This is a genomic window from Pseudonocardia sp. NPDC049154 (genome assembly GCF_040648315.1).
Lineage (GTDB): Bacteria > Actinomycetota > Actinomycetes > Mycobacteriales > Pseudonocardiaceae > Pseudonocardia.
In genome coordinates this window covers 82,338-105,836 of sequence record NZ_JBEZDN010000009.1, presented here as the reverse complement: position 1 = coordinate 105,836, position 23,499 = coordinate 82,338, and the positions used below count along the sequence as shown (strand labels likewise).

At 72.8% G+C, this 23,499-nt stretch carries 24 protein-coding genes and 4 pseudogenes; 15 read left to right on the top strand and 13 right to left on the bottom strand.

Features of this window, described 5'->3' with window-relative positions; all coding sequences use genetic code 11:
- The first annotated feature begins 22 nt into the window (after positions 1-22).
- From AB0B41_RS07835 to fabG, 6 genes are read left to right on the top strand one after another with little or no spacing between them, the layout of a single operon-like run.
- Positions 23-844 (top strand): SDR family NAD(P)-dependent oxidoreductase, encoded by an 822-nt coding sequence (locus AB0B41_RS07835; protein ID WP_358200210.1) that lies wholly within the window; start codon positions 23-25, stop codon positions 842-844.
- Entirely contained in the window at positions 837-1,973 is a 1,137-nt protein-coding gene (locus AB0B41_RS07830; protein WP_358200208.1) for a CoA transferase, read from the top strand. The genes AB0B41_RS07835 and AB0B41_RS07830 overlap by 8 nt, the downstream gene beginning before the upstream one ends.
- A gap of 5 nt (positions 1,974-1,978) precedes the next feature.
- Positions 1,979-3,076, top strand: coding sequence for a CoA transferase (locus AB0B41_RS07825; RefSeq protein ID WP_358200263.1), 1,098 nt, complete (start codon positions 1,979-1,981; stop codon positions 3,074-3,076).
- A complete protein-coding gene (locus tag AB0B41_RS07820) occupies positions 3,073-3,960 on the top strand; it encodes an enoyl-CoA hydratase/isomerase family protein (RefSeq protein ID WP_358200206.1) in 888 nt (295 codons plus the stop codon). Before AB0B41_RS07825 ends, AB0B41_RS07820 begins: the two co-directional genes overlap by 4 nt.
- Positions 3,953-5,608 (top strand): class I adenylate-forming enzyme family protein, encoded by a 1,656-nt coding sequence (locus AB0B41_RS07815; RefSeq protein ID WP_358200204.1) that lies wholly within the window; start codon positions 3,953-3,955, stop codon positions 5,606-5,608. The genes AB0B41_RS07820 and AB0B41_RS07815 overlap by 8 nt, the downstream gene beginning before the upstream one ends.
- Positions 5,605-6,387 (top strand): 3-oxoacyl-ACP reductase FabG, encoded by a 783-nt coding sequence (gene fabG, locus AB0B41_RS07810; protein ID WP_358200202.1) that lies wholly within the window; start codon positions 5,605-5,607, stop codon positions 6,385-6,387. Before AB0B41_RS07815 ends, fabG begins: the two co-directional genes overlap by 4 nt.
- A gap of 6 nt (positions 6,388-6,393) precedes the next feature.
- On the opposite strand, the gene AB0B41_RS07805 is transcribed toward fabG, so the two are convergent.
- Genes AB0B41_RS07805 through AB0B41_RS07780 form a run of 6 tightly spaced genes read right to left on the bottom strand, consistent with a single transcriptional unit; the run spans position 6,394 to position 13,511 of the window.
- A complete protein-coding gene (locus AB0B41_RS07805; protein WP_358200200.1) occupies positions 6,394-7,788 on the bottom strand; it encodes an amidase family protein in 1,395 nt (464 codons plus the stop codon).
- Positions 7,785-9,170: an MFS transporter gene (locus AB0B41_RS07800; protein WP_358200198.1), complete on the bottom strand. Its 1,386-nt coding sequence runs from the start codon at positions 9,168-9,170 to the stop codon at positions 7,785-7,787. Before AB0B41_RS07800 ends, AB0B41_RS07805 begins: the two co-directional genes overlap by 4 nt.
- A 21-nt stretch (positions 9,171-9,191) precedes the next feature.
- On the bottom strand, positions 9,192-10,055 hold the full coding sequence (locus tag AB0B41_RS07795; protein ID WP_358200196.1) for an enoyl-CoA hydratase/isomerase family protein: 864 nt from the start codon (positions 10,053-10,055) through the stop codon (positions 9,192-9,194).
- Complete coding sequence (locus AB0B41_RS07790) at positions 10,055-11,662, bottom strand: class I adenylate-forming enzyme family protein (protein WP_358200194.1); 1,608 nt, start codon at positions 11,660-11,662, stop codon at positions 10,055-10,057. The genes AB0B41_RS07795 and AB0B41_RS07790 overlap by 1 nt, the downstream gene beginning before the upstream one ends.
- On the bottom strand, positions 11,659-12,489 hold the full coding sequence (locus AB0B41_RS07785) for an enoyl-CoA hydratase-related protein (protein WP_358200192.1): 831 nt from the start codon (positions 12,487-12,489) through the stop codon (positions 11,659-11,661). Before AB0B41_RS07785 ends, AB0B41_RS07790 begins: the two co-directional genes overlap by 4 nt.
- Entirely contained in the window at positions 12,480-13,511 is a 1,032-nt protein-coding gene (locus AB0B41_RS07780; protein ID WP_358200190.1) for a nitronate monooxygenase, read from the bottom strand. The genes AB0B41_RS07785 and AB0B41_RS07780 overlap by 10 nt, the downstream gene beginning before the upstream one ends.
- A gap of 47 nt (positions 13,512-13,558) precedes the next feature.
- Here AB0B41_RS07780 and AB0B41_RS07775 point away from each other — a divergent pair, with 47 nt between their 5' ends.
- The 3 genes from AB0B41_RS07775 (at position 13,559) to AB0B41_RS07765 (ending at position 16,439) form a co-directional block, all read left to right on the top strand.
- The gene (locus AB0B41_RS07775; RefSeq protein ID WP_358200188.1) at positions 13,559-14,209 is read left to right on the top strand and encodes a MarR family transcriptional regulator; all 651 of its coding nucleotides are present in this window, start codon (positions 13,559-13,561) and stop codon (positions 14,207-14,209) included.
- Positions 14,210-14,289: 80 nt separating this feature from the next.
- Positions 14,290-15,432: a CoA transferase gene (locus AB0B41_RS07770; RefSeq protein WP_358200186.1), complete on the top strand. Its 1,143-nt coding sequence runs from the start codon at positions 14,290-14,292 to the stop codon at positions 15,430-15,432.
- On the top strand, positions 15,432-16,439 hold the full coding sequence (locus AB0B41_RS07765; RefSeq protein ID WP_358200184.1) for a CoA transferase: 1,008 nt from the start codon (positions 15,432-15,434) through the stop codon (positions 16,437-16,439). Before AB0B41_RS07770 ends, AB0B41_RS07765 begins: the two co-directional genes overlap by 1 nt.
- A gap of 129 nt (positions 16,440-16,568) precedes the next feature.
- On the opposite strand, the gene AB0B41_RS07760 is transcribed toward AB0B41_RS07765, so the two are convergent.
- Positions 16,569-16,919 (bottom strand): enoyl-CoA hydratase/isomerase family protein, encoded by a 351-nt coding sequence (locus AB0B41_RS07760; protein ID WP_358200182.1) that lies wholly within the window; start codon positions 16,917-16,919, stop codon positions 16,569-16,571.
- A 97-nt stretch (positions 16,920-17,016) separates the two neighbouring features.
- Between AB0B41_RS07760 and AB0B41_RS07755 the strand changes: the two genes are divergently transcribed.
- A complete protein-coding gene (locus tag AB0B41_RS07755) occupies positions 17,017-17,361 on the top strand; it encodes an SDR family NAD(P)-dependent oxidoreductase (RefSeq protein ID WP_358200180.1) in 345 nt (114 codons plus the stop codon).
- 22 nt (positions 17,362-17,383) lie between these two features.
- Entirely contained in the window at positions 17,384-17,644 is a 261-nt protein-coding gene (locus tag AB0B41_RS07750; protein WP_358200261.1) for an SDR family NAD(P)-dependent oxidoreductase, read from the top strand.
- On the opposite strand, the pseudogene AB0B41_RS07745 reads toward AB0B41_RS07750, so the two are convergent.
- Positions 17,540-18,510, bottom strand: a pseudogene (locus AB0B41_RS07745) (IS481 family transposase). The gene AB0B41_RS07750 and the pseudogene AB0B41_RS07745 sit on opposite strands and share 105 nt — an antisense overlap.
- Positions 18,511-18,639: 129 nt before the next feature.
- Between AB0B41_RS07745 and AB0B41_RS07740 the strand changes: the two are divergent.
- A pseudogene (locus AB0B41_RS07740) lies at positions 18,640-18,924 on the top strand (SDR family oxidoreductase); the annotation flags it as partial.
- 30 nt (positions 18,925-18,954) lie between these two features.
- On the opposite strand, the pseudogene AB0B41_RS07735 reads toward AB0B41_RS07740, so the two are convergent.
- Both AB0B41_RS07735 and AB0B41_RS07730 read right to left on the bottom strand, forming a co-directional pair.
- Positions 18,955-19,152, bottom strand: a pseudogene (locus tag AB0B41_RS07735) (helix-turn-helix transcriptional regulator); the annotation flags it as partial.
- A 144-nt stretch (positions 19,153-19,296) separates the two neighbouring features.
- Positions 19,297-19,533 (bottom strand): helix-turn-helix transcriptional regulator, encoded by a 237-nt coding sequence (locus tag AB0B41_RS07730; RefSeq protein WP_358200178.1) that lies wholly within the window; start codon positions 19,531-19,533, stop codon positions 19,297-19,299.
- A gap of 204 nt (positions 19,534-19,737) precedes the next feature.
- On the opposite strand from AB0B41_RS07730, the gene AB0B41_RS07725 reads away from it, so the two are divergent.
- Both AB0B41_RS07725 and AB0B41_RS07720 read left to right on the top strand, forming a co-directional pair.
- A complete protein-coding gene (locus AB0B41_RS07725) occupies positions 19,738-19,884 on the top strand; it encodes a hypothetical protein (RefSeq protein WP_358200176.1) in 147 nt (48 codons plus the stop codon).
- Between the two features lie 58 nt (positions 19,885-19,942).
- Positions 19,943-20,032, top strand: a pseudogene (locus AB0B41_RS07720) (serine hydrolase); the annotation flags it as partial.
- On the opposite strand, the gene AB0B41_RS07715 reads toward AB0B41_RS07720, so the two are convergent.
- The 3 genes from AB0B41_RS07715 to AB0B41_RS07705 all read right to left on the bottom strand — a co-directional run bounded on the left by AB0B41_RS07715 (position 20,032) and on the right by AB0B41_RS07705 (position 21,923).
- Positions 20,032-20,214: a hypothetical protein gene (locus AB0B41_RS07715; protein ID WP_358200265.1), complete on the bottom strand. Its 183-nt coding sequence runs from the start codon at positions 20,212-20,214 to the stop codon at positions 20,032-20,034. The pseudogene AB0B41_RS07720 and the gene AB0B41_RS07715 sit on opposite strands and share 1 nt — an antisense overlap.
- Positions 20,211-21,284, bottom strand: a complete 1,074-nt coding sequence (locus tag AB0B41_RS07710; RefSeq protein WP_358200174.1) for an acyl-CoA dehydrogenase family protein — start codon at positions 21,282-21,284, stop codon at positions 20,211-20,213. The genes AB0B41_RS07715 and AB0B41_RS07710 overlap by 4 nt, the downstream gene beginning before the upstream one ends.
- A 129-nt stretch (positions 21,285-21,413) precedes the next feature.
- Positions 21,414-21,923: an enoyl-CoA hydratase-related protein gene (locus AB0B41_RS07705; protein WP_358200259.1), complete on the bottom strand. Its 510-nt coding sequence runs from the start codon at positions 21,921-21,923 to the stop codon at positions 21,414-21,416.
- Between the two features lie 256 nt (positions 21,924-22,179).
- Here AB0B41_RS07705 and AB0B41_RS07700 point away from each other — a divergent pair, with 256 nt between their 5' ends.
- A complete protein-coding gene (locus tag AB0B41_RS07700; RefSeq protein WP_358200172.1) occupies positions 22,180-22,572 on the top strand; it encodes a gamma-glutamyltransferase in 393 nt (130 codons plus the stop codon).
- Positions 22,573-23,499: the final 927 nt, after the last annotated feature.

Below are 23,499 nucleotides of genomic sequence, written 5' to 3'. Positions count from 1 at the left end.
CGAACCACTGAGGAGAACACTCGTGAAACGGCCCCTCAACGGCACCTCCCTGGTCGGCGAAGTCGCTGTGGTGACCGGTGCCAGTCGCGGGATCGGAGCCGCGATCGCCCGCGCGCTGGCGGCGGAGGGCGCGGCGGTCGTCGCCGCGGCGCGCTCCACCAGCGAGCGCCCCGGCAAGCTGGCGGGAACGCTCGAGGAGACGGTCTCCGCGATCGCCGACGTCGGCGGACGGGCGATCGCCGTGCCCACGGACCTCACCGATCCCGCCGCCCGGGAGCACCTGGTTCGCGCCGCGGAGCAGGAGTTCGGCAAGGTCGACATCCTGGTGAACAACGCCGCCGTCGTCCACTTCGCACCGGGCAGCGCGTTCCCCGATCGGCAGGCCGAGCTCATGCTCGCGGTGAACGTGCACGCACCGTTGCACCTGTGCCGGATGGTGCTGCCCGGGATGCGCGACCGCGCCTCGGGGCGCATCTGCAACATCACCTCGGACGTCGCGGGCCATCCGCGAACCCCGCCGAGCCGCTTCGGACGAACCGGCACGGCCACGGTTTACGGGATGTGCAAGGCGGCCCTGGAACGGATGACCACCGGGCTGTCCGCCGAGGTGTGGGAGGACGGTGTGCGGGTCACCGCGCTCGGTCCGGCCAAGGTGGTCCCGACCCCGGGCACCGTCTTCCACGGCGTGACCCGGGAGGGCGATCCCCGCTCGGAACCGCCCACGGTGATGGCCGAGGCGGTTGCCCGGCTCTGTGGGCCCGAGGGCGCCGCGATCGGCGGGCGGGTTCTGCGGTCGCAGGACCTCCTGGACGAGCTGGCCGGGGCGGTGAGCAGCGATGTGTGAGCGCGTCCCCGTCGCCGACGTCGCCTGGCTGCGCGGGCTGCAGGTCGTCGAGGTCACGACCGGCGTCGCGGCGCCGCTGATCGGCCGGGTCCTCGGTGAGCTCGGCGCCGAAGTGGTGAAGGTGGAGTCCCGCGCCAAGATCGACGTGAACCGCGCACGGCTGCCCCGGCCGACCGATCCCGAGGGGTACCCGGCGAGCGAGGCGTTCCAGCTGCTGCACGAGGCCAACGCCGGGAAGCGCAGCGTCACGCTGAACCTCAAGACGGCGGATGGAGTGGCACTGCTCCGCACGCTGCTCGCGGACGCCGACGTGCTGATCGAGAACTTCGTGCCCGGTTGGTTGGAGCGGCTCGGGCTGTCGGTCGAGGGGCTGCTGGAGGAGTTCCCGCGACTGGTGATCGTGTCCGCTAGCGGGTACGGGCAGACCGGACCGTCGCGGACCCAGCGCGCGTACGCGCCCGTCATGACCTCGCTCGCCGGGGTCGAGGGCCTGATCGGGTACGCCGACGGGGAGGTGGTGGGGTGCTCGGCACTCGCTTTGGCCGACCTCAACTGCTCCTTCCACGGCGTCTTTCTCACCCTGGCCGCGCTGCACGGCCGACGCGCCACCGGACGGGGACGGCACGTGGACATTTCCCAGACCGAGGCGTGCGTGGCCATGATCGGCGAGGCGTTCGTGGGCAGGCAGCTCGGGCTCGACGAACCCGCGCCCCGCGGCAACACCGACCCAGACGGACGGCCGTGGTCGCTGCTCCCGGCGGCGGGTGAGGACCGGTGGGTCGCCGCCCGCACGGTCGCGGAGCCCGCCGTGAACGGCGGTCGTCCGGATCGGGCGGAGCTGGTGGCCCGGCTGCGCGAGCGCGGGATCGAGGCCGCGCCCGTCCTCACCCCGGCGGAGGTGGCCACCGACGAGGGATACGCCGCGCGGGCCTTCCTGCAGCGTGTGCCGCACCCGGAGCCGCTGATCAGCGAGGTGACCGTGACGAGCGTCCCCTGGCGGCTCGACGGCGCCGTTCCGCGCGTCAGGGCGGCGGCTCCCCGCCTCGGGGAGGCCGACGACGAGGTCTACGGGCGGCACCTCACGCCCGCCCGGCGGGCGGAGCTGGAGCGGGAGGGGGTGTTCCGGTGACGGAGATGCTGACCGGGCTGCTAGTCGTCGAGCTGGGGCGCACCCGCGCCGCGGCCTACGCGGCCAAGCTGATGGCGGACGCGGGCGCCGAGGTGCTCGCGGTGCACGACGACGGCCGGGACGCCGAGCTCACCCGGGCGGCCCGGCTCTACCTCGACGCCCCCAAGGAGGTGCTCGCGGGCGGTCCGCACACCGATCGCGGCGTGCTCGAGGAGCTGGTGCCGCATGCCGCAGTGCTGATCACCGACCTGCCCGAACCCGAGCTGGCGGCCCGCGGGCTGGACTGGGCGACGCTGCACACAGTGGCCCCGCGGTTGACCTACGTCTGGCTGTCGGCGTCCGGCGGCCCGGCGGGCCCGGACGAGGGCGAGCTGACCATCCAGGCGCTGAGCGGGCTCATGCACATGGTCGGCGACCCGGACCGGGAGCCGCTCGCGCTCCCGTATGGGATCGGCGCCGTCCAGCTCGGGCTGCACGGCGCCGGGGCCGCGGCGGCAGGGGCACTCGCGGCCGCCGCGGCCGGCGAGGGGCACCTCGTGGAGATCGCCGGGACCGAGGTGCTGGCCTCCTACGTGCGCATCTACGGCGGCGTCGCCGACTACTACGGCATCCCCCTGCGCCGGGCGGGGGCCCGGGCGCCGGGCTCGGGCGGCCGCTGGCCGTTCGGGCTCTTCCCCTGCAAGGACGGCCACGTCGCGATGATCTGCCGCAGCGAGCGCGAGTGGCAGAACCTGCTGGACATGATGGGCCGCCCGGAGTGGGCGACCCGGGAGCGCTACCGGAACCTCTACGGGATGGCGATCGAGTACCCCGACGAGGTCGACGCCCTGGTCGCGCCGTGGTTGCGGGCCCACACCCGAGACGAGCTGCTGGCGCTCGCACAGCGGCACGCGGTCCCGGTCGCGCCCGTGCGGTCGATCGCCGAGGTGCTCGACGACCCCCAGCTGAGCCGGCACCGGGACTTCTTCGACCGACTTGTCACCGAATCCGGCGTCGAGGTCCGGATGCCCGGCCGCCCGTGGCACTCGGGCGCCCGGGTCCTGCACGAACCGACGGTCTCGGACCCCGTCGACCCGACTCGCACGAAGGAGACCACCCCATGACCTCCGAGCACGACCGACCCCCGGTCCTCGTAGAGCGGGAGGGACCGATCGGCCGGCTGATCCTGGACCGGCCCGCCAAGTCGAACGCCCTCACCTTCGCCGACACCGCCTACCTCGTGGAGTGCCTGCACGAGCTGGAGGACGACGACGCCATCAAGGTCATCCTCCTCAAGGGGCGCGGGAAGTCCTTCTGCGTGGGCCACGACTTCGACGACATAGTGCGGGTCTACGGCCTGGACCAGCGGGACGAGCAGGGCCGACACGTCCGCATGAGCCAACGGCAGCGGCTGCGGATCGACCAGCGCCTCGCCGAGGAGTACATGGCCTTCCAGTACGCCGCAAAGCCGATCATCGCGCAGGTGCACGGCTCGGCGGTGGGTTTCGGGATATACCTCGCCGAGCTGGTCGACCTCGTCGTCTGCGCCGACGACGCGCGGTTCAGCCACGCCGAACAACGGCTCGGCTTCGCCGGCAACACCTGGCACCTGAACACCCTCCTGCTGCAGTACGGGCCGAAGAAGGTGCGCCAGCTGCTGCTATTCGGCTCCGACTTCGACGGCACCGCCGCCGTCGAGCTCGGGCTGGCGAACATCTCGGTCCCGCTCGAGAAGCTCGAGGAGACCGCGGAGAGCTGGGCCCGCGACGTCGCGAAGAACCCCCGCGACGCCCTCGTCACCGGGAAGGCCGTCCACCAGATGGCGCTGGACTCCCTCGGCGCGACCCAGCAGTTCAAGCGCGGGATCGTGGGCCACACCCTGGGCACGAACCTGTCCTTCGAGAAGGAGGACTTCAACTTCTTCCGCGAGCGCAGCCGGGCAGGCACGAAGAGCGCCTTCCGCGGGCGGGACGCTCGGTTCGCGCGGTCGGGGAGCATCGATGAATGAGGCCTTCGCGATCAGGGGCAAGCCGCCCGAGCGCGCGGCGTGGGGGCGCGAGGTCGTGACCGAGACGGTCGCGGGACGACCCTCGCCGGTCTACCGGGACCGGCGCCGGTCCGTGGCGGAGCTGCTCCTCGACGGGCGCCGGTGGCCGGAGCGCTTGCACCTGGTGCAGGACGACCGGCGGCTGACCTTCACCCAGCACGAGCACGCCGTCGCCCGCACCGCACGGTGGCTCGTCGATCGGGGCGTCCGGTGCGGTGACCGGCTCGTGCTGTCGTCGCGGAACCGGCTCGAGCTCGGGGTCGTCTACTGGGCGGGACACCTGCTCGGCGCCGTCGTGGTGCTGGCCAACGCGTGGTGGACGGCCGAGGAGACGGCGCGGATCCTCGTCGGCGTGGAGCCGCGGCTGGTCGTGGCGGACGAGACCGGCCGCGGGCGGGTGCCCGCCGGAACGCCGGTCGCCGCCGTCGAGGAGGTCGCCGACCTGCTGCTCGGGGCGCCCGTGGAGGGCCCGGGACTGCCGAAGGTGGCGGAGGACGATCCCGCCCTGGTGCTGTTCACGTCGGGCAGCACCGGCACCCCCAAGGGCACCGTGCTCTCCCAGCGCTCGGTGGTGAACAACCTGCAGAACCTGCTCGGCACGGCCCGCAGGCTGCCGAGCGAGCTGCCCGCTGACCACCCGGCCTCGGTCAGCCTGATGACCGTGCCGCTGTTCCACCTGGCCGGGATCCAGGTGCTGATGAGCCCTCTGCTCACCGGCGGCAGGCTCGTCTACCAGCCGGGCCGATTCGATCCCGAGCAGGTCCTGCGGCTTGTGGAGCGCGAGCGGGTGCAGACCTGGGGAGCCGTGCCCGCGATGGTGGTGCGGGTGATGGAGCACGAGGCGTTCGACGGGTTCGACACCTCCAGCCTGCGGTCCATCGGGCTGGGCGGGTCGGCGTCCCCGCCCGGCTTCCAGGACCGGATGCGGCGGGCGTTCCCGAACCTGCGCGGCGGCGGGGCGGGTTCGCTCTACGGCATGACCGAGACGGGCGGTCTGCTCGCGATGGGCGGCGCCCGCGAGCTGGCGGACCGCCCGGGGAGTGTCGGGCGGCTGCTGCCGGTGGCCCGCATCCGCATCGTGGACCCGGACGCCGACGGCAACGGCGAGATCCTCGCCCGCAGCCCCGGCCTGATGAGTGGCTTCCTCCCGCCGGCTCCGACCCCGGTCGACGACGAGGGCTGGCTGCACACCGGCGACCGGGGCCGCGTCGAGGACGGGCACCTCTACCTCACCGGCCGGTCGAAGGACGTCATCATCCGTGGCGGGGAGAACATCGCCTGCGCCCGGGTGGAGGAGGCGCTGACCGGGTTGCCGGACGTCGTGGAGGCGGCCGCGGTGGCGCTGCCGCACCCCGAGCTCGGAGAGCAGGTCGGGGCGGTCGTGGTGATCTCCGCCGCGACCACCCCCGCGAACCTGCGGGAGCAGGTGGGTGAGGTGCTGGCCCGGTTTCAGGTGCCGACCCGCTGGTGGCTGCGATCGGCGCTGCTACCCACCGGGCCGCAGGGCAAGGTGCTCAAGGCCGAGTTGCTGCGCGACTGGCTCGAGTCGGGCGCGCAGGACAGGGTCGACCTCGCGGGGGACGCCGGGTCCGCGGTGGGCGTGCGGTGACGGCTCCGGATGAAGCGGTCGGTGTCGCGCTGCCTCGGCCGCTGCTCGGCGGACGGAGCGTCGTCGTCACCGGCGCGGCTCGCGGAATCGGCCGGGCGATCGCCGTGGAGCTGGCTCGCCACGGCGGCCGAGTCGTGGTCGCCGACCTCGACCGGGCGGGCGGGGAGGACACCACCGCCGAGATCCGCGGGTTCGAGGGCGAAGCGGTGGCCGTGCCCACCGACGTGCGCGACCCTGCCGACGTGGTGGCGTTGGTCGACGGATGCCGTCGGCACTTCGGGTCGGTCGACGTGCTGGTCAACAACGCCGGCATCGTCCGCCCGGTCACCTTGCGCCGGATGGCCGACGACCACTGGGACACTGTGGTCGACGTCCATCTCAAGGGGGCCTGGCGGACCATGCGCGCGGCCTCGGCCGTCATGCGCGAGCAGGGCGGCGGCTCGATCGTCAACATCACATCGATCGTGGCGCGCACGGGCGGGGTGGCGCAGGCCCACTACGCCGCGGCGAAGGCGGGGATCATCGGGCTCACCAAGTCCGCTGCGAAGGAGTGGGGGCGGTTCGGGATTCGGGTCAACGCCGTGGCCCCGGGGCTGATCCGCACCCCCGGCGCGAAGGAGATGGGCGCCCCGGGCTGGGCCGAGCGGATCGCCGCGACCCCGCTCGGCCGTGCGGGCGAGCCCGTGGAGGTCGCCCGCGCCGTGCTGTTCCTCTCCGGGGATCTGTCGAGCTTCGTCACCGGGACCGTGCTCGATGTGACCGGCGGTCGGGACATGTAGCGGTTCTCAGCGGGTGCACACCTCGGCGAGCGCGACGAGGGTGTGCTCGGCGAAGCGGGGTCCGACGAGCTGGACCCCGACCGGCAGCCCGCGATGGACCTCGGCCGGGAACACGAGGGCGGGCAGGTACAGCGAGCTGGCGAGCCCCGTCCAGGAAGTAAGCACCAGGCCGGGTCGGTCCACGCCGTCGGAGCAGTGGATCATCCGGTCCCGGAAGCGGCCCCGGCCGTCGTGTGGGAAAGCGAGGGTCGGCACGGCCGGGCACAGCAGCACGTCGACGCGGGTGAACCACTCCGCCCACGCCGCTCGCTGGCGAGCCCGTTCGCGTTGCGACGCGACGAGGTCCCGCACCGGCAGGGGCGCGGCGTCGGGATGGCTCAGCACGGTTTGGGCCCGCAGGGTGGTGCCGAAGCCGGCGAAGATCTCGTCGAGCGGGACCGGGGGGGCCGGGCGGGAGACGATCGCGCCTGCGTCGGCGAGCCGGTCCGTGACCCGCCCGACCGCCGCGACGACGGCGGGGTCGGTCGTGGTGACCGGGTGCTCGTCGAGAACGGCCACGCGCAAGCCGCGCGGGATGTCCGGGCGCGCCCGGGGCAGGGCGACCGACCACGCCGCCTCGTCCCCGCCCGACGGGGCCGCGAGCACGTCGAGCACCACGCCGAGGTCGGCGGCGCTGTGTCCGATCGGCCCGAAGACGTTCATCTCGGGGCCCGGGTCGGCGGCGCCCGCCGGCGTGTCGAGGTAGCCGCCCGCCGGCACGAGACCGTAGGTCGGCTTGAGCCCGAACACCCCGCAGAACGCGGGCGGGATGCGGACCGACCCGCCGATGTCGGTGCCCAGGTCGAACGCGGACAGCCCGGTCGCGATGGCCGCGGCCGAGCCGCCGGAGGACCCGCCCGGCGTGCGGGCGGGGTCCCACGGGTTGCGCGTGACGCCGAAGACCGGGTTGCGGGTCTCCAGGTCGGACGACCACGGCGAGCAGTTGGTCTTCCCGACGAGGACAGCGCCGGCCGCGCGCAGCAGCCGCACAGCGGGCGCCTCCTCGGCCGGGACGTGGGTGCCCAGCTCCGGGGCGCCCGCGGTGCTGCGGATCCCGGCCGTGGCAATCGCGTCCTTGACGGTGAACGGCACACCGTGCAGCGGACCGACGGGGCCGTCCGCCATGAGGTCCTCGTCCCGCCGGGCGGCCTCGCCCAGCGCTCGTTCGGCGGCGACTGTGACCACGGCGTTCTCCGAAGCCGCCGCGATCCGGTCGAGCGCCAGCCGGACGAGCTCCCGGCTGGAGACCTCGCCCGCGGCGACCGCCCGGACGGCCTCGACGAGCCCCGGGCCGGGCCGGGCACCCGGCCGACCCGCCGCCGTTGCGACCCCGGGGAACGGTTCGCCGACGCCGGGCGTCACTCCTCCCCCGCGGGGACGGTCGTCGCCGGCCGCTCCTCCACCGCCGCGGCCTGACGTCCCGTGGTGCGGATCGCGAAGAGCCCCGCCACCGCGAGCAGGGTGATCACCGCCAGGACGATGAAGAAGTCGTCCTTGCTGCCCAGGACGCCCAGGAGCGCGCCGCCGATGGCCGGGCCGAGCACCGCGCCCCACCGGCCGACCCCGATCATCAGCCCCTGGCCGGTGCTGCGTGCCTCGACGGGGTAGGTCTGCGCGCACACGTTGTAGAGGACGTAGAGGCCGCCGTGGACGAACATGCCGGTCAGGGCCACCGCGACGGCGGTGAGCGCACCGGTGCCGGCGATGCCGGTGACGAACACGGTGAGCGCACCGAGCACGCCCCAGAGGATCAGCAGGTTGCGAGTGCCCAGCCAGCGGTCGGCGAGGTAGGCCCCGAGCAACCCGCCGATCAGGGACAACGCCTGCAGCGTGGCGCTCAGCGCGAACCCAGCGCTCATCGTGAACCCGCGCTCGATGAGCAGGGTCGGGGCCCAGCCGGTGATCCCGTAGGCGACGAAGAGCAGCAAGAACGCCGAATACCACAGGGCCAGGGTCCGGCCGAGGAACTCGGGGCGCAGCGGCAGCCGCCAGTCCCGGCGCGCGTGACCCGGACCGGCATTTGCGGAGTCCACGGGAGCCGGCACCGCAGCGGCGACAGCGGCGGCGCGCACATCCGCGGGGGCAACCCGGTCCAACACCGCCCTCGCCTCCCCCGCGCGACCGCGCGAGGCCAGCCACTCGGGCGACTCCGGCAGCACGAACGGGTAGACCGCCGCCAGCACGATCGTGACCCCGCCGATGTAGAACAGCGAGTGCCAGCCCAGCTCGGGCACCGCGTAGACGCCGAACAGCCCCGCCACGATCCCGCCGACGGAGAACCCGGCCGCGCCCAGGATCGCGAGCCGGTTGCGCACCTTGACCGGCAGGAACTCGTTCAGGTAAGCGATCGCGATCGGAAGGATCACCCCCAGCCCGAAGCCGGTCAGCACGCGGAAGGACATGAAGGACACCGGCCCGGTGGCCAGCGCAGCCGTCGCCACACTGAACACTCCCGAGATGAGCATGCCCGCCAGCAGCGCGGGCCTTCTGCCGGTGCGGTCGGCGATGGGGCCGTGCAGAAGCGCCCCCACGGCGATGCCGACCAGTCCGGCCGAAACGAGCAGCCCGCTCTGTGCCGCCGAGAGCCCCCAGTCCTTCTCCAAGAAGGGGATGGCGTAGGCGGGGACCAGGGCGTCGATGCCGTCGAAGACGACGGCCAGCATGACCAGGGCGAGCACCTTCCAATGGAAGGGTCGCAGCGGGACGTGGTCGATCTCGCGCCGGATCGTGACGATGTCGTCCATGACATCTCCTCGGGGTAGTGGTCAGTCCGTGGTGTAGTGCCGCTGCCTCGAGGCGAAGGCCTCGCGTGTCCCGGTGCGCGCGCGTTCCTTCAGGAAGTTGAACTCGTCGTCCTCGAAGCGCAGGTTGGTGCCGAGCGTGTGACCGACGTACCCACGGGCGAACTGGTCGCTGCCGCCGAGGGAGTCCATCGCCATCTGCCACATGGCCCGCCCCGTGACCAGCGCGTCGCGGGGGTGCTGCGCGATGCGGTGCGCCCAGTCCTCCACGGTGCGTTCCAGGTCGGCGCGCGGGACGGAACGGTTGACCAGGCCCATCTCCCGCGCGGCGGGTCCGTCGAAGTCGTCCCCCAGCAGCAGGAGCTCCCGGGCACGCTTGGGCCCGTACTGGAGGATCTGCGAGTTGAGGTGCCAGGTGTTGCCCGCCAGGCCGAGCCGCTGCTCCGCGTGGCTGAACCGGGTGTCGTCCGCGGCGACCGCGAGGTCGACCAGCTCGACCAGGTAAAGCCCCGCCCCTGTGCACACGCCGTGGACCTGGGCGATCACCGGCTTGAGCGCGTACTGGAAGGCCTTGTAGTTCTCCCCCAGCCTGCGGTCCCGGGCGAGCCGCTTGCGCTGGCTCGGGCGGCGGGGCTTGCGGCCGTCCGGGCCGGGCTCGAGGCCGTAGGACAGGGCGGCGTCGTTGTAGTCGTGGCCGGAGCAGAAGGACTTCCCGTTCCCCTTGAGCACGATGACCTTGATCTCGTCGTCGTCCTCGAGGCCGTGCAGTGCCTCGACGAGGACGTCGAGATCGTCGAACCGCAGCGCGTTGTGCTTGTCCGGCCGGTTCATGACCAGCCGCCCCACCGCGCCGTCGCGTTCGACGAGGATCGGGTCGGAGTCGACCATCAGGCTTCTCCCTCGATGTCGGGTTCGGGGTCGGCGGGCCATTGCGCGCGCACCGCTCGGCGCAGCACCTTCCCCGAGGCGTTGGTGGGCAGCGGTCCTTCGGCGAACCACCAGCGACTCGGCACCTCGTGGCGGGCCAGAGTGCGGGCGGCGTGCGCGGCGAGCTCCCGCTCGTTGGCCGACGCGCCGGGGCGCAGCACCACGGCCGCACCCACGACCTCACCCAGGTCCGGGTCCGGCAGGGGGACCACGGCGACCTCGGCGACGTCCGGGTGGGACGCGACGCCTTCCTCGACGTGTACCGCCGCGATGTTCTCGCCGCCCCGGATGATGATGTCCTTGCTGCGGCCGGTCACGTAGAGCCAGCCGTCGTCATCCAGCCGGCCGAGGTCGCCGGTGGCGATCCAGCCGTCCGGGTCGGTCAGCGGCGTCGGGTCGCCGAGGTAGCCGTCCGTCATGGCCGGAGTCCGCGCGTGGATCTCGCCGGTGCCGTCCGCTCCCGCGCCGTCGATGCGCAGCTCGACCACGGGCAGCGCCCGGCCGACGGCGCCCGGTCGGGCCGTGAGCTCGCGACCGGACCCAGCGGCCAGGATCCCGCCCGCCTCGGTGAGCCCGTAGAGGCTGCCGACCCGCGACCGCACCCCGGAGAACCGGCTCCCTACCCGCTCGCGCAGCTGCGGCGAGATCGCGGCTCCGCCCATCGGCACGGACGACACGCTGCTCGTGTCGTAGTCGTCGAAGCCTGGGTGGTCGAGCACGCGGGAGACCATGGTGGGGATCGCGCCCCACACCCGGACCCGCTCGGCCTGGATCAGCTCGAGCACCTCGACGGGGTCGAACCGGCCGCGGAGCAGCGCGATCCGCCCGCCCGAGAGCATCGTGGTGATGCTGACCTGGATCCCGGCGAGGTGGAACAGCGGCGCGGTGAGCAGCCCGACGGTGCCCGGGTGGTCGGCGGGCAGCTCGTCGGGCTGTCTGCCGGTCAGCGAGAGGACGTTCTGGATGTTCGCGACGACCGAGCGGTGCGACATCCGCACCCCCTTGGGCAGCCCCGTGGTCCCGGAGCTGAACATCACCAGCGCCGGCCCGTCCTCGGCGGGCCGGGCGAGGATGAGCTCGGGCCGGTCCTCCCGGTCGACCACCGCGCGGATCTCGTCGAACCGCACGGCGGGCACCGAGGGCACGTCCCGGTCGGTCACGGCCAGTGTCGGCGCGAGCAACTCGGTGATCGCGGCGACCTCGGTGTCGCTCCACCACGCGTTGCCCAGTGCCGCGACCGCGCCGATCGACTGCAGCGCCCAGAAGGTGACGAGCCACTCGATGCTGTTGAACCCCAATAGCAGGACGGTGTCCCCGGACCGAACCCCGCGGTCCCGCAGCGCGGCGGCGACCCGGCCGACCGCATGCTCGTGGTCGGGTCCGGTGAACCGGCGGTCGCCCTGCACGAACAGCACGCGGTCGGCCCAGCGGCGCCGTTCCAGCAACAGCTCACCCACCGAGCGAGGGCGCCGGCGGTAGACGAGGCAGGAGTGGCCGTGCACCGTGGCGCGCTCGACCTCGCGCCCCCAGCGCCGTTCCGCCACGCCCGTGGTCTCCGCGGCCGTCATGCCCGCCCCCGGGAGAAGTCCGGCTCGCGCCGCTCGAGGAACGCCGCGACGCCCTCTTCGTAGTCCGGCTCGCGCATCATTGTGCCGATCAGCCGTTTGCTCTCCTCCACCGCGGCCCGCGCGTCGGTGCTCAACGCGTCCGCCCAGAGCTGCCGCTTGGCGGTGGTGACCGAGGCGGGCGAGACCGCGGCGAGGCGACGGGCGTAGGCGCGCACCGCGTCGTCGAACTCCTCCGCCGGGTACACCCCGTTGAGGAAGCCCATCCGGTCGAGCTCCTCGGCCCGCACCACGCGGCCGGTGAACAGGACGTCCGCGCTGTGGGTCATGCCGATCAGCCGCGGCAGGATCCAGGACAAGCCGTACTCGGCGGGCAACCCCAGCTTGGGCGCCGCGGTGGTGAACTTGGCCCCGGCCACCGCGAAGCGCAGGTCGCAGAAAGCGGCGAGGGCGACGGCGATGCCGGCGCAGGCCCCGTTCACCGCGGCGATCATGGGTGTCCGCAGGCCCAGCTGCCAGGCGAGGTCCGAGTCGAACTCCGGGCGGACCCCGTATCCGGGGTTGGCGGGCTCGGCGGAGAGCCCGGAATCATAGTGCTCCTTGCCGACGTAGCCGCTCAGCGCCTTCGGGTCGGCGCCGATGCAGAACGTGGTCCCGGTGCCGGTCAGGACGATCACGCGGACGGCGGGATCGTCGTCGAGCTGCGCGCAGATCCAGCGGAACTCGTCGTGCATCCGCCCGGTCCAGGAGTTGCGGCGCTCGGGGCGGTGCAGCCACACCGTAGCCACGCCCGCCTCGTCGACCTCGTAGCGGGTCACCTTCAGGTCCATGTCACCGCTCCCCGCGACGACGCCGTCCGCCTGCCCAGCGCCGCTGCCGCGTCGTCCACCATCCGCTCGATCAACTCCCCGACCGAGGCCGTCTCCGTGATGCCGCTCGCGACCTGCCCCATCAGGACCAGGCCGCGCTCGACGTCCCCCTCGATCTGCGCCAGCCGCATCGCCGCGATCTTCTCCGCAGCGTGCGCACGCCCCTCGGCCTGCGCGGCGGCGATCTCCTCCGCGCCGGTGTTGCGCAGGACGCGGCACGGGCCGAACACCCCGTCGATCACCATGTCCTGGCTCTCCTCTGCGGCGAGCACCGCCTCCCGGTAGCCCGCGCTCCACTCCGTGTTCTCCCGGGTGGCCGCGAACCGGGTGCCCAGTGCCACCGCGTCCGCACCCAGGCAGAGGGCGGCGGCGAGGCCGCGGCCGTCCCGCACACCGCCGGTCAGGACGACCGGGACGTCGACGGCGTCGGCGACGTTGGGCACGAGGACGAACGTGTGCATGCGGCTGGTCGGCGCATGGCCGCCCATCTCGAAGCCGGCGGCGATGACGGCGTCCACGCCGGCCGCAGCGGCCTTGCGGGCGTGACGCGTCGAGCCGACCTTGTGCTGGTGCAGCAGCCCCTCGTCGTGCAGCCGCGAGGTCAGGCCCTCGGGGAACCCTGCCGACGTGGTCAACACACGCAGCTGCCGCTCCAGCCCCCCGTCCGCCCGCCGCGCCTCGAGCACGGTGTCCAGGTAGCGCAGGGCCGAGGGCGCCACGCCCCCGCGCCGCTGCCCGACCGGAATGTTGACCGCGAAGGGTCGCGAGGTCAGGGAGGCGCACTCCTCGACGCTGCGCCGCAGGTCGACCGCTGCTACGTCCAGGTCCCCGACGGCGCCGGGGACGCTAACAGTGCCCAGGCCGCCCGCCTCCGACACCGCCGCGGCGAGCCGCGCGGTCCGGAACGGGCCCATGCCCTCCTGGACGACGGGATGCCGGATACCCAGCAGCCGGGTGTACCGGTTCGCGAGCGGGCCGGTCACGGCCCACATCGCGGTGTCGAGATGTAATGCTTCGTTGCACGAACCACATGTGGACTGTCGCCGATCCGTCCGACCGTGTCAAGGAGCCCGAGACCGCCCGGAGTGCTTCGGACCCCGATACGCTTGAGCCCATGAGCGCGGACGCTGCCCCCGACCTCGATCGCGACCTGATCCGCCTCGTCGCCGAACGGAACCCCGCTACCCTGACGACCGAGCAGGTCGCTGCGGCCAGTCGCATCCCGCTCACCATGATCGGGAGCAGACTCCGTGAGACGACCGGGCCGATGGCGTTGACCGCCCCCCAGAGCCTGGTGCTCAGTCAACTCACTGCGGTCGAGGCGTTGCCGATCACAGACCTGGCGAACGCCGACGGCCGGGCGGTGTCGACGATGACCGAGATCGTCGGCCGGCTCGTCAAGGCGGGGCTGGTCCGCAAGCACAACGGCACCGAGGACCGCAGGCAGGTTCTGGTGAGCATTACCGACGAGGGCAGGCGGGCCCTGCGAGAGAGCCGGGCGCTGCGCAACGAGTGGCTCACCCGGCGGATCGCGGAACTGGGAGACCACGAACGGATTGCCCTCGCCGCCGCACTCCCCGCGCTGTGGCAGATCGCCGGTGCAGACCCCGAGATTTGGCCGCGCGTGCCGCCGCGCTCGGACCGGGTCCGCCGCACACGGCGCAGCACGCAGCCCGACTGAGTCTCTTGACATTGCCGTCACCGGCCTCGCACTATCGGAAAATGCTTGGGGCAACGAAACATTTATCCGGGGACAGCACCGTGGCCGTCGCCGACCTCGACTGGCTCGCGGGGCTACGGGTGGTCGAGGTGACGACCGGGGTGGCGGCTCCGTTGACCGGGCGGATACTGGCCGAGCTAGGCGCTGACGTGATCAAGATCGAGTCCCGGGCCAAACTCGACGTCAACCGGGTCCGGGTGCCCAACAGCGCGAAGGCCGGGATCGCCGACGAGGAGACCCTGCGGCTCGAGGGGTTCGGCCTGCTGCACGAGGCCAGCGCGAGCAAGCGCAGCATCCGGCTCGATCTCAAGTCTTCCCGCGGCAAGGACCTCTTTCTTCGGCTCCTGGACACCGCGGACGCCTTCGTGCAGAACTTCGCGCCTGGCTGGCTCGAGCGACTCGGCCTGTCCGTCGACGGCCTGCTGGAGCGCAACCCGCGCCTGATCGTGGTGTCCGCTACAGGCTACGGCCAGGACGGGCCGCTGAGCAGTCAGCGCGCGTACGCGCCGATCATGAGCTCGCTGGCCGGCATCGAGGGTCTCATCGGCTACGAGGACGGGGACGTCGTCGGCGCCTCCGCGACCGCGCTCGCCGACCTGAACTGCTCCTTCTACGGGGCCTACCTGGCACTCGCCGCGCTCAACGGGCGGACCGAGACCGGCGGCGGGCGCCACATCGACCTGTCCCAGACCGAGGCCTGCGCCGCCCTCGTCGGCGAGGCCATGATCGAGTACGCCCGCACCGGCAAGGCGCCCGGTCCGGTCGGGAACGCGACGCCCGCGGGCAGCCGCGAGGTCGTGCCGTGCGCCGACGGCGGCTGGGTGGTGCTCGAGGACCTGCCCGCCCACGGCGACGCCCACCGGGACCTGCTCGGCCAGGCGTCCGGACGCGCGGAGCTGGTCGCCGCCCTGCGGGCTCGCGGGATCCGGGCCACCGCGGTGCTCAGCCCCGACGAGGTCGTGGCCGACGCGGGCTTCCGCGACCGCGGACTGTTCCAGCAGGTCGAGCACCCGGTGCTGGGCCCGCTCACCACCTCCAGCATCCCGTGGCACCTGGACGGGGCGGTCCCCCGCGTCCGCGCCTCGTCCCCGCTGTTCGGCCACGACACCGCCGCCGTGATGGCCGAGCTCGGCCTCACGCCGGAGGAGATCGCGGAGCTCGAGACCGAGAAGGTGCTCTACTGATGTACGACTCCATGTCCGGCGTGACCGTCGTCGAAGTCGCCGGCACCCGGGCCGCGCGGTTCGCGGGCAAGCTCCTGGCTGACGTCGGGGCCACCGTGGTGCGGGTGTCCGACGCCGAGGCCGATACCTACTTCGACCGGCGCAAGACGTCCACGCGGGCCACCGCGGCCGAGCTGCTCGCCGGCGCCGAGGTGCTCGTCACCGACCTGACCGACGCCGAGCTGGCCGAGATCGGCCTCGACCCAGCCAAGCTGCGGGAGCGGTACCCCCGCCTCGTCGTGACGCTGCTGTCGGCCCTCGGCCGCACAGGACCGCGCGCCGGGCTCGCCGCGGGCGAGGCCGCGATGCAGGCGGCGTCCGGGTTCCTGCACCTCACCGGCTACCCGGACCGCGAGCCGCTGCTGGTCCCCTATGGCCTCGGCGAGCTGCAGCTGGGGATCAGCGGCGCGGGCGCGACCGCCGCCGCGGTGTGGCGGGCCCGCACCTCGGGGACCGGGGCGCTCGTCGAGATCAGCGGCGCCGAGGTCCTCGCCTCCTACGTCCGGATCTATGGAGCGGTCGGGACCTACTACGACATCGAGCTCGTGCGGGACGGCAGGCGCGCGCCCGGGTCCGGGGGGCGCTGGCCCTTCGGCTTGTTCCCCTGCAAGGACGGGTACGTCGCGCTGATCGCCCGGACCGCGCCGGAGTGGGACCGCTTCCTCGAGATGATGGGGAACCCGGCTTGGTCGAAGGACCCTCGCTACACAGACGCGCGGGCGATGGCGATCGACTACCCGGACGAGGTGGACGCACTGGTGGCGCCATGGCTGAGCGCGCATACGCGGGACGAGCTGCTCGACCTCGCCCAGCGGTACAAGGTGCCGATGGCCCCGGTCCGCCGAATCGACGAGCTGACTGCCGACGTGCAGATGCGACATCGCGGGTTCTTCGAAACCGCTAAGGTCGACGGCGTCGACGCTGTGGTCCCCGGTCGGCCTTGGGTGGAGACCCTCGCTTCGCGATAGATGGCGCTGCCACAGGGAGACCGGGCGAAGGACCTTCGCGACACCGACGCGCGCGATGGCGATGGATTATCCACACGAGTCGACGCCCTCATCGAGCCCTCGCACTGCGCGCACGCGGGACGAACTTCTCTACGTCGCCCAGGAGTACCGGATGCCGATACGCAGCTCAGCCCTGCGCCCGGAGCCCCGCCCGGATGTCCAGCTCCTCGGGGGCCCAGGGTCGGCGAAGTGTCGCGCGACGTCGTGCGGGGTGACGTCGGCGAGGGCGGCGGGCGACCACTGCGGTCGGTCCTCCTTGTCGAACAGCACGACGCGCATGCCCTCGACCGGGTCGGTGCCGTTCAGAAAGCGCATGCCAACTCGGTAGTCCTGCTTCAACACGTCCGGCAGCGGACGGTCGGCCGCCTCGGCCAACGCACGCTGCGTCTCCAGACGGCGCGCTCGCGTCCATCCCCTCGGCGGCTGCCTCGCTGAAGGCATCACCGGATGAGTCCCGGGGCCTCCGACCCCTTCCGATCCGGGTACCTCGGGTCGTTCCTCGCGCAGCCCGCCCGACGCACCTCTCGATGAGGAGATCATGCCTGACCCCCACCTGCCCGTCACCGACCGATACCGCGGAAAGGTCGCGGTCGTGACCGGCGGCGCGTCCGGAATCGGAGCCGCCATCGTCCGCAGGCTGCACGCCGAGGGGGCGCTCGTCGTCGCGGGTGATCTCAACGCCGACCTCCTGGCCCGGCTCGCGGACGAGCTCGACGAACGGCTGGTGGCGTTCCCGATGGACGTCACCGACGAGGCGGCCGTCGTGGGCCTGGTCGACCGAGCGGTCACCACGGGGGTCGTCTGGACGTCGCGTTCAACGCCGCCGGGCTGGGCGGCGGGAGCGCGATCGTCGAGCAGGAGCTCGACACCTGGAACCGCGTGATCGGATCTGCCTGACCGGCGTGATGCTCGGGATGAAGCACGAGGGCCGCGCGATGCAGGCCGCGGGTGGTGGCGCGATCGTCAACCTCGCGTCGCTGAATTCGGCCATCCCGATGCGCGGCGGGTCCGCCCACTGCGCCGCCAAGGCCGGCGTCGCCATGCTCTCCGCGTGTGGCGCCCTAGATGTTCTGCCCGGACAGGTTGGGGACGCGGCTGGCGGGTGGATGGCCGCCGATTCCGGTGTGTCCGCGGTGGTGATTGTAGAAGTGCAGCCAGCCGGGTAGGGCGGCTCGACGCTCGGACTCGGTCCGATAGGGGCGGGCGTAGGCCCATTCGTCGAGCAGGGTGCGGTGGAAGCGTTCGACCTTGCCGTTGGTCTGGGGCCGATAGGCGCGGGTGCGTTTGTGGCTGATGCCGGCCGCGGCGAGTTGCTCACGCCAGAGCCGGGAGCGGTAGCAAGCCCCGTTGTCGGTCAATACCCGCGCGACCGGCACGCCGGCGGCGGCGAAGAACGCCCGGGCGCGGGTCCAGAACGCCACCGCGGTCTCACGGCGCTCGTCGGTGTGGATCTCGGTGTAGGCCAGCCGGGAGTGGTCATCGAGCGCGCTGTGCAGGTAGGCGTAGCCCACCCCGCGGGCCGGTTGCGCTTGCCGTCGGCGCGGCCCAGGATGCGGTGGCCACCGCAGTCGGGGATGTTGCCCAGCTTCTTGACATCGACGTGGACCAGGTCGCCGGGGTGGGGGTGCTCGTAGCGGCGCACGACCGGGCGGCGGATCAGCTGCCCGGTGGCGCGGTCGAGCTCGGCCAGCCGGGGCAGCCCGAAGCGGCGCAGGACCCGGTGCACGGTCGAGGCCGCGATGCGAAGCAGCGCGGCGATGCGGGCCGGGCCCCAGCGGCGCACGACGCGCACCTTGATGATCCGCCGCTCCAGGCGGGTCGGGGTGCGCCGCGGGCTGTGGTGCGGGCGGCTGGAGCGGTCGACTATGCCGGCCTCGCCGTAGAGCCGGTAGCGATCGGCCCAGCGCTTGGCTGTGGTAACCGCGACCTGGAACCGCTCAGCGGCCCGGCGCAGCGGCCAGCCGCCGTCGACGACACACCTGGCCAGCCGTAGACCTCCGGTCTCGGACAGTGGGGCATTACGGTGGGGCATGAGGGCCTTCCAGGTCGTCGGTGCAGATGTCGTAATCCACACCGGACCTGGAGGCCCTCACCCATTTCAAGATCATCCCAGCCGTGTCGCCGTACTCAACCTCAGTGAGCAGTACACCTAGAGCTCGGGGAGCAGGGCGTCCGGGTCAACACGGTGTCCCTCGGACCTACCGACACCCCGCTCGCCGCGGCGCTGATGACGGTTCCCGGCGCACGGTCGACCTTCCTGGACCGCATCCCGATGCGGACCGTGGTGACACCCGAGGACATCGCGGCCGCGCCGCTCTACCTCGGATCGGACGACGCCGCGTATGTGTCCGGCGCCAACCTGTTCGTCGACGGAGCCTGGTCGATCAGCGGCTACCCCGACATGCGCCCGATTCGCGCCGCGCTGGCGGGCCCCGCGACCCCTTAGGGGACGAGGCCCTGGTCGGGCGAGCAGGACCGCCTGCTCCCGGCGCCGCGCGCCCAGCTTGCGCAGGACGGCGGCTAAGTATCCCTTCACCGTCTCCTCGGCCACGCCGAGGGCGGCGGCGATCTCCCGGTTGCGCCATCCGACCGCCACCAGCGACAGGACGTCGAGCTCGCGCGGGGTCAGGACCGTGGCGGGCGCACGCCGTGGCCCCTGGGCTGCCAGGAGCACTTGCCGCCAGGGCCTGCAGCCGCGCCCGATGCGCGGGGCGCGAGGTGTGCGCGGCCGCGAGCCGCAGGTCCGCGAAGAGCTCGCGGAGCTCCTCGCGCCGGGCCGGATCGCCGAACGCGACCGGCGGCATCGCCGGCGCGGCGCTCACGGAAGCTGTCCGACGGCACGCGCAGCGCTCACCGCTTCCAGCCTCGTGCGAGCACTCAGGGCCGCCTTGGCCCGGTGCAGCTGCCCCTTCACCCCGCCGAGCGACGTACCGAGCCGGGCGGCGATCCTCGCGTTGTCTAGCCCCAGCGCGACGCCGCGCAGGACCTCGACCTCGCGCGCGGTGAGGGACGGGCCAAGTGCCGCGGAGCCGGGGCGGACAGCCGGTCGTAGCACTCCACCAGCCGTCCGCGCAGCACCGGCCGTCGATCGTCGCGACGACGGCCCGCAGCTCGGCGACCAGCTCGCCGGGCGATGCGGTCACCGGTGGCCTCCGAGCCCGACGGCGCGCTGCCACGGCAACGTGTCCTTCGGGGGTGTCCCGCAGCCGCGAACCGACCTAACGTCCGATCTCGACAGCCGAGCACGGAGGTGGCACCAGTGCCCGCACGACCCGAGATCCACGGCGACGTCGCACCCGGCTCCGAGCCGGTGCGGAGCGCGTTCGAGGCCAACTTCAGCGACCGGGGCGACGTCGGAGCGGCCGTGGCCGTCTACCGGGACGGCGTCCCGATGGTCGACCTGTAGGGCGGGATCGCCGATCCGGCGACCGGCCGCCCCCTGGCAGCGCGATACCACCGGGATCGTGTTCTCCGCGACCAAGGGCGCGACGTCCGTCCTGGTCCATCTGTTGGCCAAGCGCGGCGTGCTCGACCTCGACGCGCCGGTCGCGACCTACTGGCCCGAGTTCGGCGCAGCGGGGAAGGACCGGGTCACCGTCACCCAGCTGCTCAGCCTCGCGCGGTGCTCGGCGACGTGCCCGGGCGTGTGCGGGTCCGGGGTCGCGGTGCCGCGTCGGTCGAGGTTCGCGGGCAGCCAGGCCCGGACCTCGGCGCGGAACTCGTCCAACGGTGTCATCGGAGCTCCTCCGCGTGGGCGGCGACGATCCGGTCGCGGTGCCGGTCGACGGTGCCGCACAGCGCGGCGTTCGCGGTGATCCGGCGCAGGTAGAGGTGCAAGTCGTGCTCCCACGCGAACCCGATCCCGCCGTGTACCTGCAGACAGTCCTGGCCGAACCGGGCGGCGCGCCCGCCCACGTAGACCTTGGCGATGCTCGCCACCTCCCCGGCGTGGGGCGCGTCCGCGGACACCGCGCGAGTGGCGGCGGCCAGCACCGCCTTCGCCGACTCCACGACCAGGCTGACGTCCGCGAGCAGGTGCTTGTGCGCCTGGAACGAGTCGATGGGGCGGCCGAACGCGATGCGGTCCAGCGCGTACTGCCGGGTCATCGTGAACAGCCGGTCCATCGCGCCGACCGAGTCCGCCACGGACAACAGGGTGGCCAGCGTGCGGGTGCGCTCCACGGCATGTGGGACGAGGGCAGCCGCCGGGACCCGCACCGCATCGAGGGACAACGCGGCGAGCCGCCGGGTCACGTCGAGACACCCCAGCGCGATGCGCGGCAGCGACTCGGTCGGGACCAGCGTCTGGACCGCGTCGCCCTCGAGCGTCGCGGTGAGCAGCGCCCACGACGCCGCCGGGTCGTCGACGACTACGGTGCCGCTGAGCACGAGGTCGGGCCCGGAACGCTCGGCGCGCAAGCCGTCGTCCCAGAGTGCGTCGCCAGCCACGGCGACGGTCGCGGAGGCCTTGCCCGCGGCGAGCTCGGAGAGGATGGCGTCCTGTCCGCTCAAGGCGCCGGCGACGGTGTTGGTGGCGGCGAAGGGCTCCGGCTGCAGCCGTGCGCCGCGCAGCTGCGCGAGCAGCACGGCGTCGGCAACCGGGTCGCCGGAGACGCTCCCGCCGCCGAGGTCCTCGTCGACGAACATCGCGAACCAGCCGAGCTGTGCCGCCGCCGCCACGTAGCCGGGGTCGAGCGGCGCCCCGTCGGCGAACGCGCGGACCGCCTCGATCGGCATCCGGTCGTCGACGAACCGGGCACTCGTGTCCAGCAGGAGGGCCTGCCCGTCGGTGGGGTCGAGGTCCATCAGGCCCTGTGCGGCTCGGCCGGGACGGCGGAGACGCGGTCCTTCACGGCGGGCAGCACCGGGCCCGCGTTCTTCCAGTTCGGCACGCCGTCGGACTCGTGGGCCCGAGCGACCTGCTCACCGTGGATCTCACCCCAGTGCGCGTGGTTGAGCTGGTGCAGGGTGAAGCAGGCCTGCAGGGCGTTGTGGAAGCTCTGGTTGTCCTGGGTCTGGTTGACAGACTCCTTGACCAGCAGCGCGGTCATCGACGGGGTGCGGGCGATGCGCTTCGAACGCCTCGGTGTTCTCCGCCAGGTCCTCGCGCGCCCACACCTTGGACACCATGCCGAGCGCGTGCGCCTCCTCGGCGTCGATCGAGTCGCCGGTGAGCAGCAGCTCCTTGGTCTTGCGGGCGCCGAACTCCCAGGGGTGGGCGAAGTACTCGACGCCGCACATCCCCATCCGGGTGCCGACGACGTCGGCGAACGTGGTGCCCTCCGCCGCGACGATCAGGTCGCAGCTCCACATCATCATCAACGCGGCCGAGTAGACCTTGCCGTGCACCTCGGCGATGGTGATCTTGCGGAGGTTGCGCCAGCGGCGGGTGTTCTCGAAGAAGTAGTGCCTCTCCTGGCGCATGCGCTGCTCGGTCTTGAGCAGGGTGCCGCCGGTGGTCCGGTGGGGGCCCTGCTCGGCCTACTGACCGCCCAGGAGTGCTCGGTCGGCTGCTGCGCGCAACTGTGCTCGCGCCGCCGGTCGCCTCGGTGGCCGACGGGTTCAAGGTGGAACCCTCTTTCCTGGTCTCGCCGCTGCAGGGGCTCTCCCGGCTGACGGACTCGACCGCGCGGGGCCACCTTCCTGGACGCGACCGGCCTCTCGGTAGGCCACGGCTCGGGGATTCAGTCGGGCCGCAGCTATGGGCCGTCCGCCCGGCTGCCGCAGCCGGCGGCCACCCTGCAGGGGCCGCGGACGCCTCGGACCTCGACCTCTGCGCACCGGCATGGTCGCTGCCCGGCTCGTCGCCTCTCCTCGGGAGCGCGGTGTGCAGCTGGCGGCCGAGGATCTGGCGGGCCCTGCTCTCGATGTCGTCCGGCCTCGGACGCTACGGTTTCGCGGCCACGAGGTGCACGTCCCGGCGGGCCCCAGCGGAGGGGCGAGCCCGCTGCAGGCTCTCGCGATCTGGCAGCGGCAGTACCCGAAGGGCGGCCCGGTGCTCAACGGCGTGGACCGCACGAGGCGGCTCGCGCTGACTCTGCGTCAGGCGTTTCGCCGACCGCTACCACGGACTCGGCGACCCCGACGTCGTTAGCGGTCCCCGACCTGCTGACAGCCTGCGGACGGCCCGAGCCGCCGCCGCGACTGAGCGTGATGCTGCGGTGGCGCTCGTCGTTCGCGGCGGGCATGCCTATGGCGGTGGTGGCCGTCTGGACCACCGATCCAGGACTACCGCGCACCGCGGACGGTCGGCTGCGTGACCGGCCGCCGCGGTCGCCCGGGTGTGGCCTCAGCTGCTGTGGTCAACCCGCCCGGCTGTCCATCTCTCGAACCTGGCCGCAGCCGTGCTCGCGAACGCCCACGGGCTCGACCTTGACCGCGACCTGGGCCGTGCATGGCGCGGGGCACGCCCGCCGCGAGGGGGCCATCGCTGTTCGCCCGCCCGACGACGGCGGCCACCCCGTTCGCGGGTAGTCCTGCGAGTCCGGGTCGCGCTCGAATACCGTCGGCGTGGCCACGCGAAGCGTCCGCGGCCCGACCTCCCGTTCGACGTCGCACGCCCGACGCACCTGGCCACGTCCTCGGACTGGGCTGCTGGACCCGCTGCCACCGTTCCCAGCAGGAAGTGGGCTCGGACCAGTGCCGCGGGCGACTGCGGCCAGCTTCTCCTCACAGCATTCGGGAACAACATCGGGAAGCCCGAGCAGCTGGCACAGTGGGCCGACTTCGCTGCGAGCGGGCTCGCGGCCTTGCGGCATCGGACGATCCGGTCCTACTTCCGCCGCGTGCTCGACGAGCTCCGGGACTGGACCGCTGTGGCCCGGCGCCTGATGGAGCGAACCTCCGGGCTACTGAGGACGTGCGCCTCGCAGCCTTTGCGGTCGCTCTCGGTCCGGATCCCTGACCTACGGCCCGGATGCTCGACCGCACCTCCGGCCGACAACGTCGTCCTAGTTACGATTCACTGAGTAGTGTCGCAGCCACGCTCGGCACACCTCGCACGACAACCGAGAGGACGACC

Excerpts from the sequence above, each read along its gene's own strand:
- AB0B41_RS07750 (WP_358200261.1), top strand. The coding sequence starts at position 17,384 with ATGCTCGGGATGAAGCACGAGGGCCGCGCGATGCAGGCCGCGGGTGGT.
- AB0B41_RS07715 (WP_358200265.1), bottom strand. The coding sequence starts at position 20,214 with ATGACACCGTTGGACGAGTTCCGCGCCGAGGTCCGGGCCTGGCTGCCC.
- AB0B41_RS07710 (WP_358200174.1), bottom strand. The coding sequence starts at position 21,284 with ATGGACCTCGACCCCACCGACGGGCAGGCCCTCCTGCTGGACACGAGT.
- AB0B41_RS07755 (WP_358200180.1), top strand. The coding sequence starts at position 17,017 with ATGCCTGACCCCCACCTGCCCGTCACCGACCGATACCGCGGAAAGGTC.
- AB0B41_RS07795 (WP_358200196.1), bottom strand. The coding sequence starts at position 10,055 with ATGGTCGACTCCGACCCGATCCTCGTCGAACGCGACGGCGCGGTGGGG.
- AB0B41_RS07700 (WP_358200172.1), top strand. The coding sequence starts at position 22,180 with ATGGGCCGTCCGCCCGGCTGCCGCAGCCGGCGGCCACCCTGCAGGGGC.
- AB0B41_RS07760 (WP_358200182.1), bottom strand. The coding sequence starts at position 16,919 with ATGCCTTCAGCGAGGCAGCCGCCGAGGGGATGGACGCGAGCGCGCCGT.
- AB0B41_RS07765 (WP_358200184.1), top strand. The coding sequence starts at position 15,432 with ATGTACGACTCCATGTCCGGCGTGACCGTCGTCGAAGTCGCCGGCACC.
- AB0B41_RS07785 (WP_358200192.1), bottom strand. The coding sequence starts at position 12,489 with ATGGACCTGAAGGTGACCCGCTACGAGGTCGACGAGGCGGGCGTGGCT.
- AB0B41_RS07775 (WP_358200188.1), top strand. The coding sequence starts at position 13,559 with ATGTGGACTGTCGCCGATCCGTCCGACCGTGTCAAGGAGCCCGAGACC.
- AB0B41_RS07790 (WP_358200194.1), bottom strand. The coding sequence starts at position 11,662 with ATGACGGCCGCGGAGACCACGGGCGTGGCGGAACGGCGCTGGGGGCGC.
- AB0B41_RS07800 (WP_358200198.1), bottom strand. The coding sequence starts at position 9,170 with ATGGACGACATCGTCACGATCCGGCGCGAGATCGACCACGTCCCGCTG.
- AB0B41_RS07825 (WP_358200263.1), top strand. The coding sequence starts at position 1,979 with ATGCTGACCGGGCTGCTAGTCGTCGAGCTGGGGCGCACCCGCGCCGCG.
- AB0B41_RS07815 (WP_358200204.1), top strand. The coding sequence starts at position 3,953 with ATGAATGAGGCCTTCGCGATCAGGGGCAAGCCGCCCGAGCGCGCGGCG.
- AB0B41_RS07820 (WP_358200206.1), top strand. The coding sequence starts at position 3,073 with ATGACCTCCGAGCACGACCGACCCCCGGTCCTCGTAGAGCGGGAGGGA.
- AB0B41_RS07830 (WP_358200208.1), top strand. The coding sequence starts at position 837 with ATGTGTGAGCGCGTCCCCGTCGCCGACGTCGCCTGGCTGCGCGGGCTG.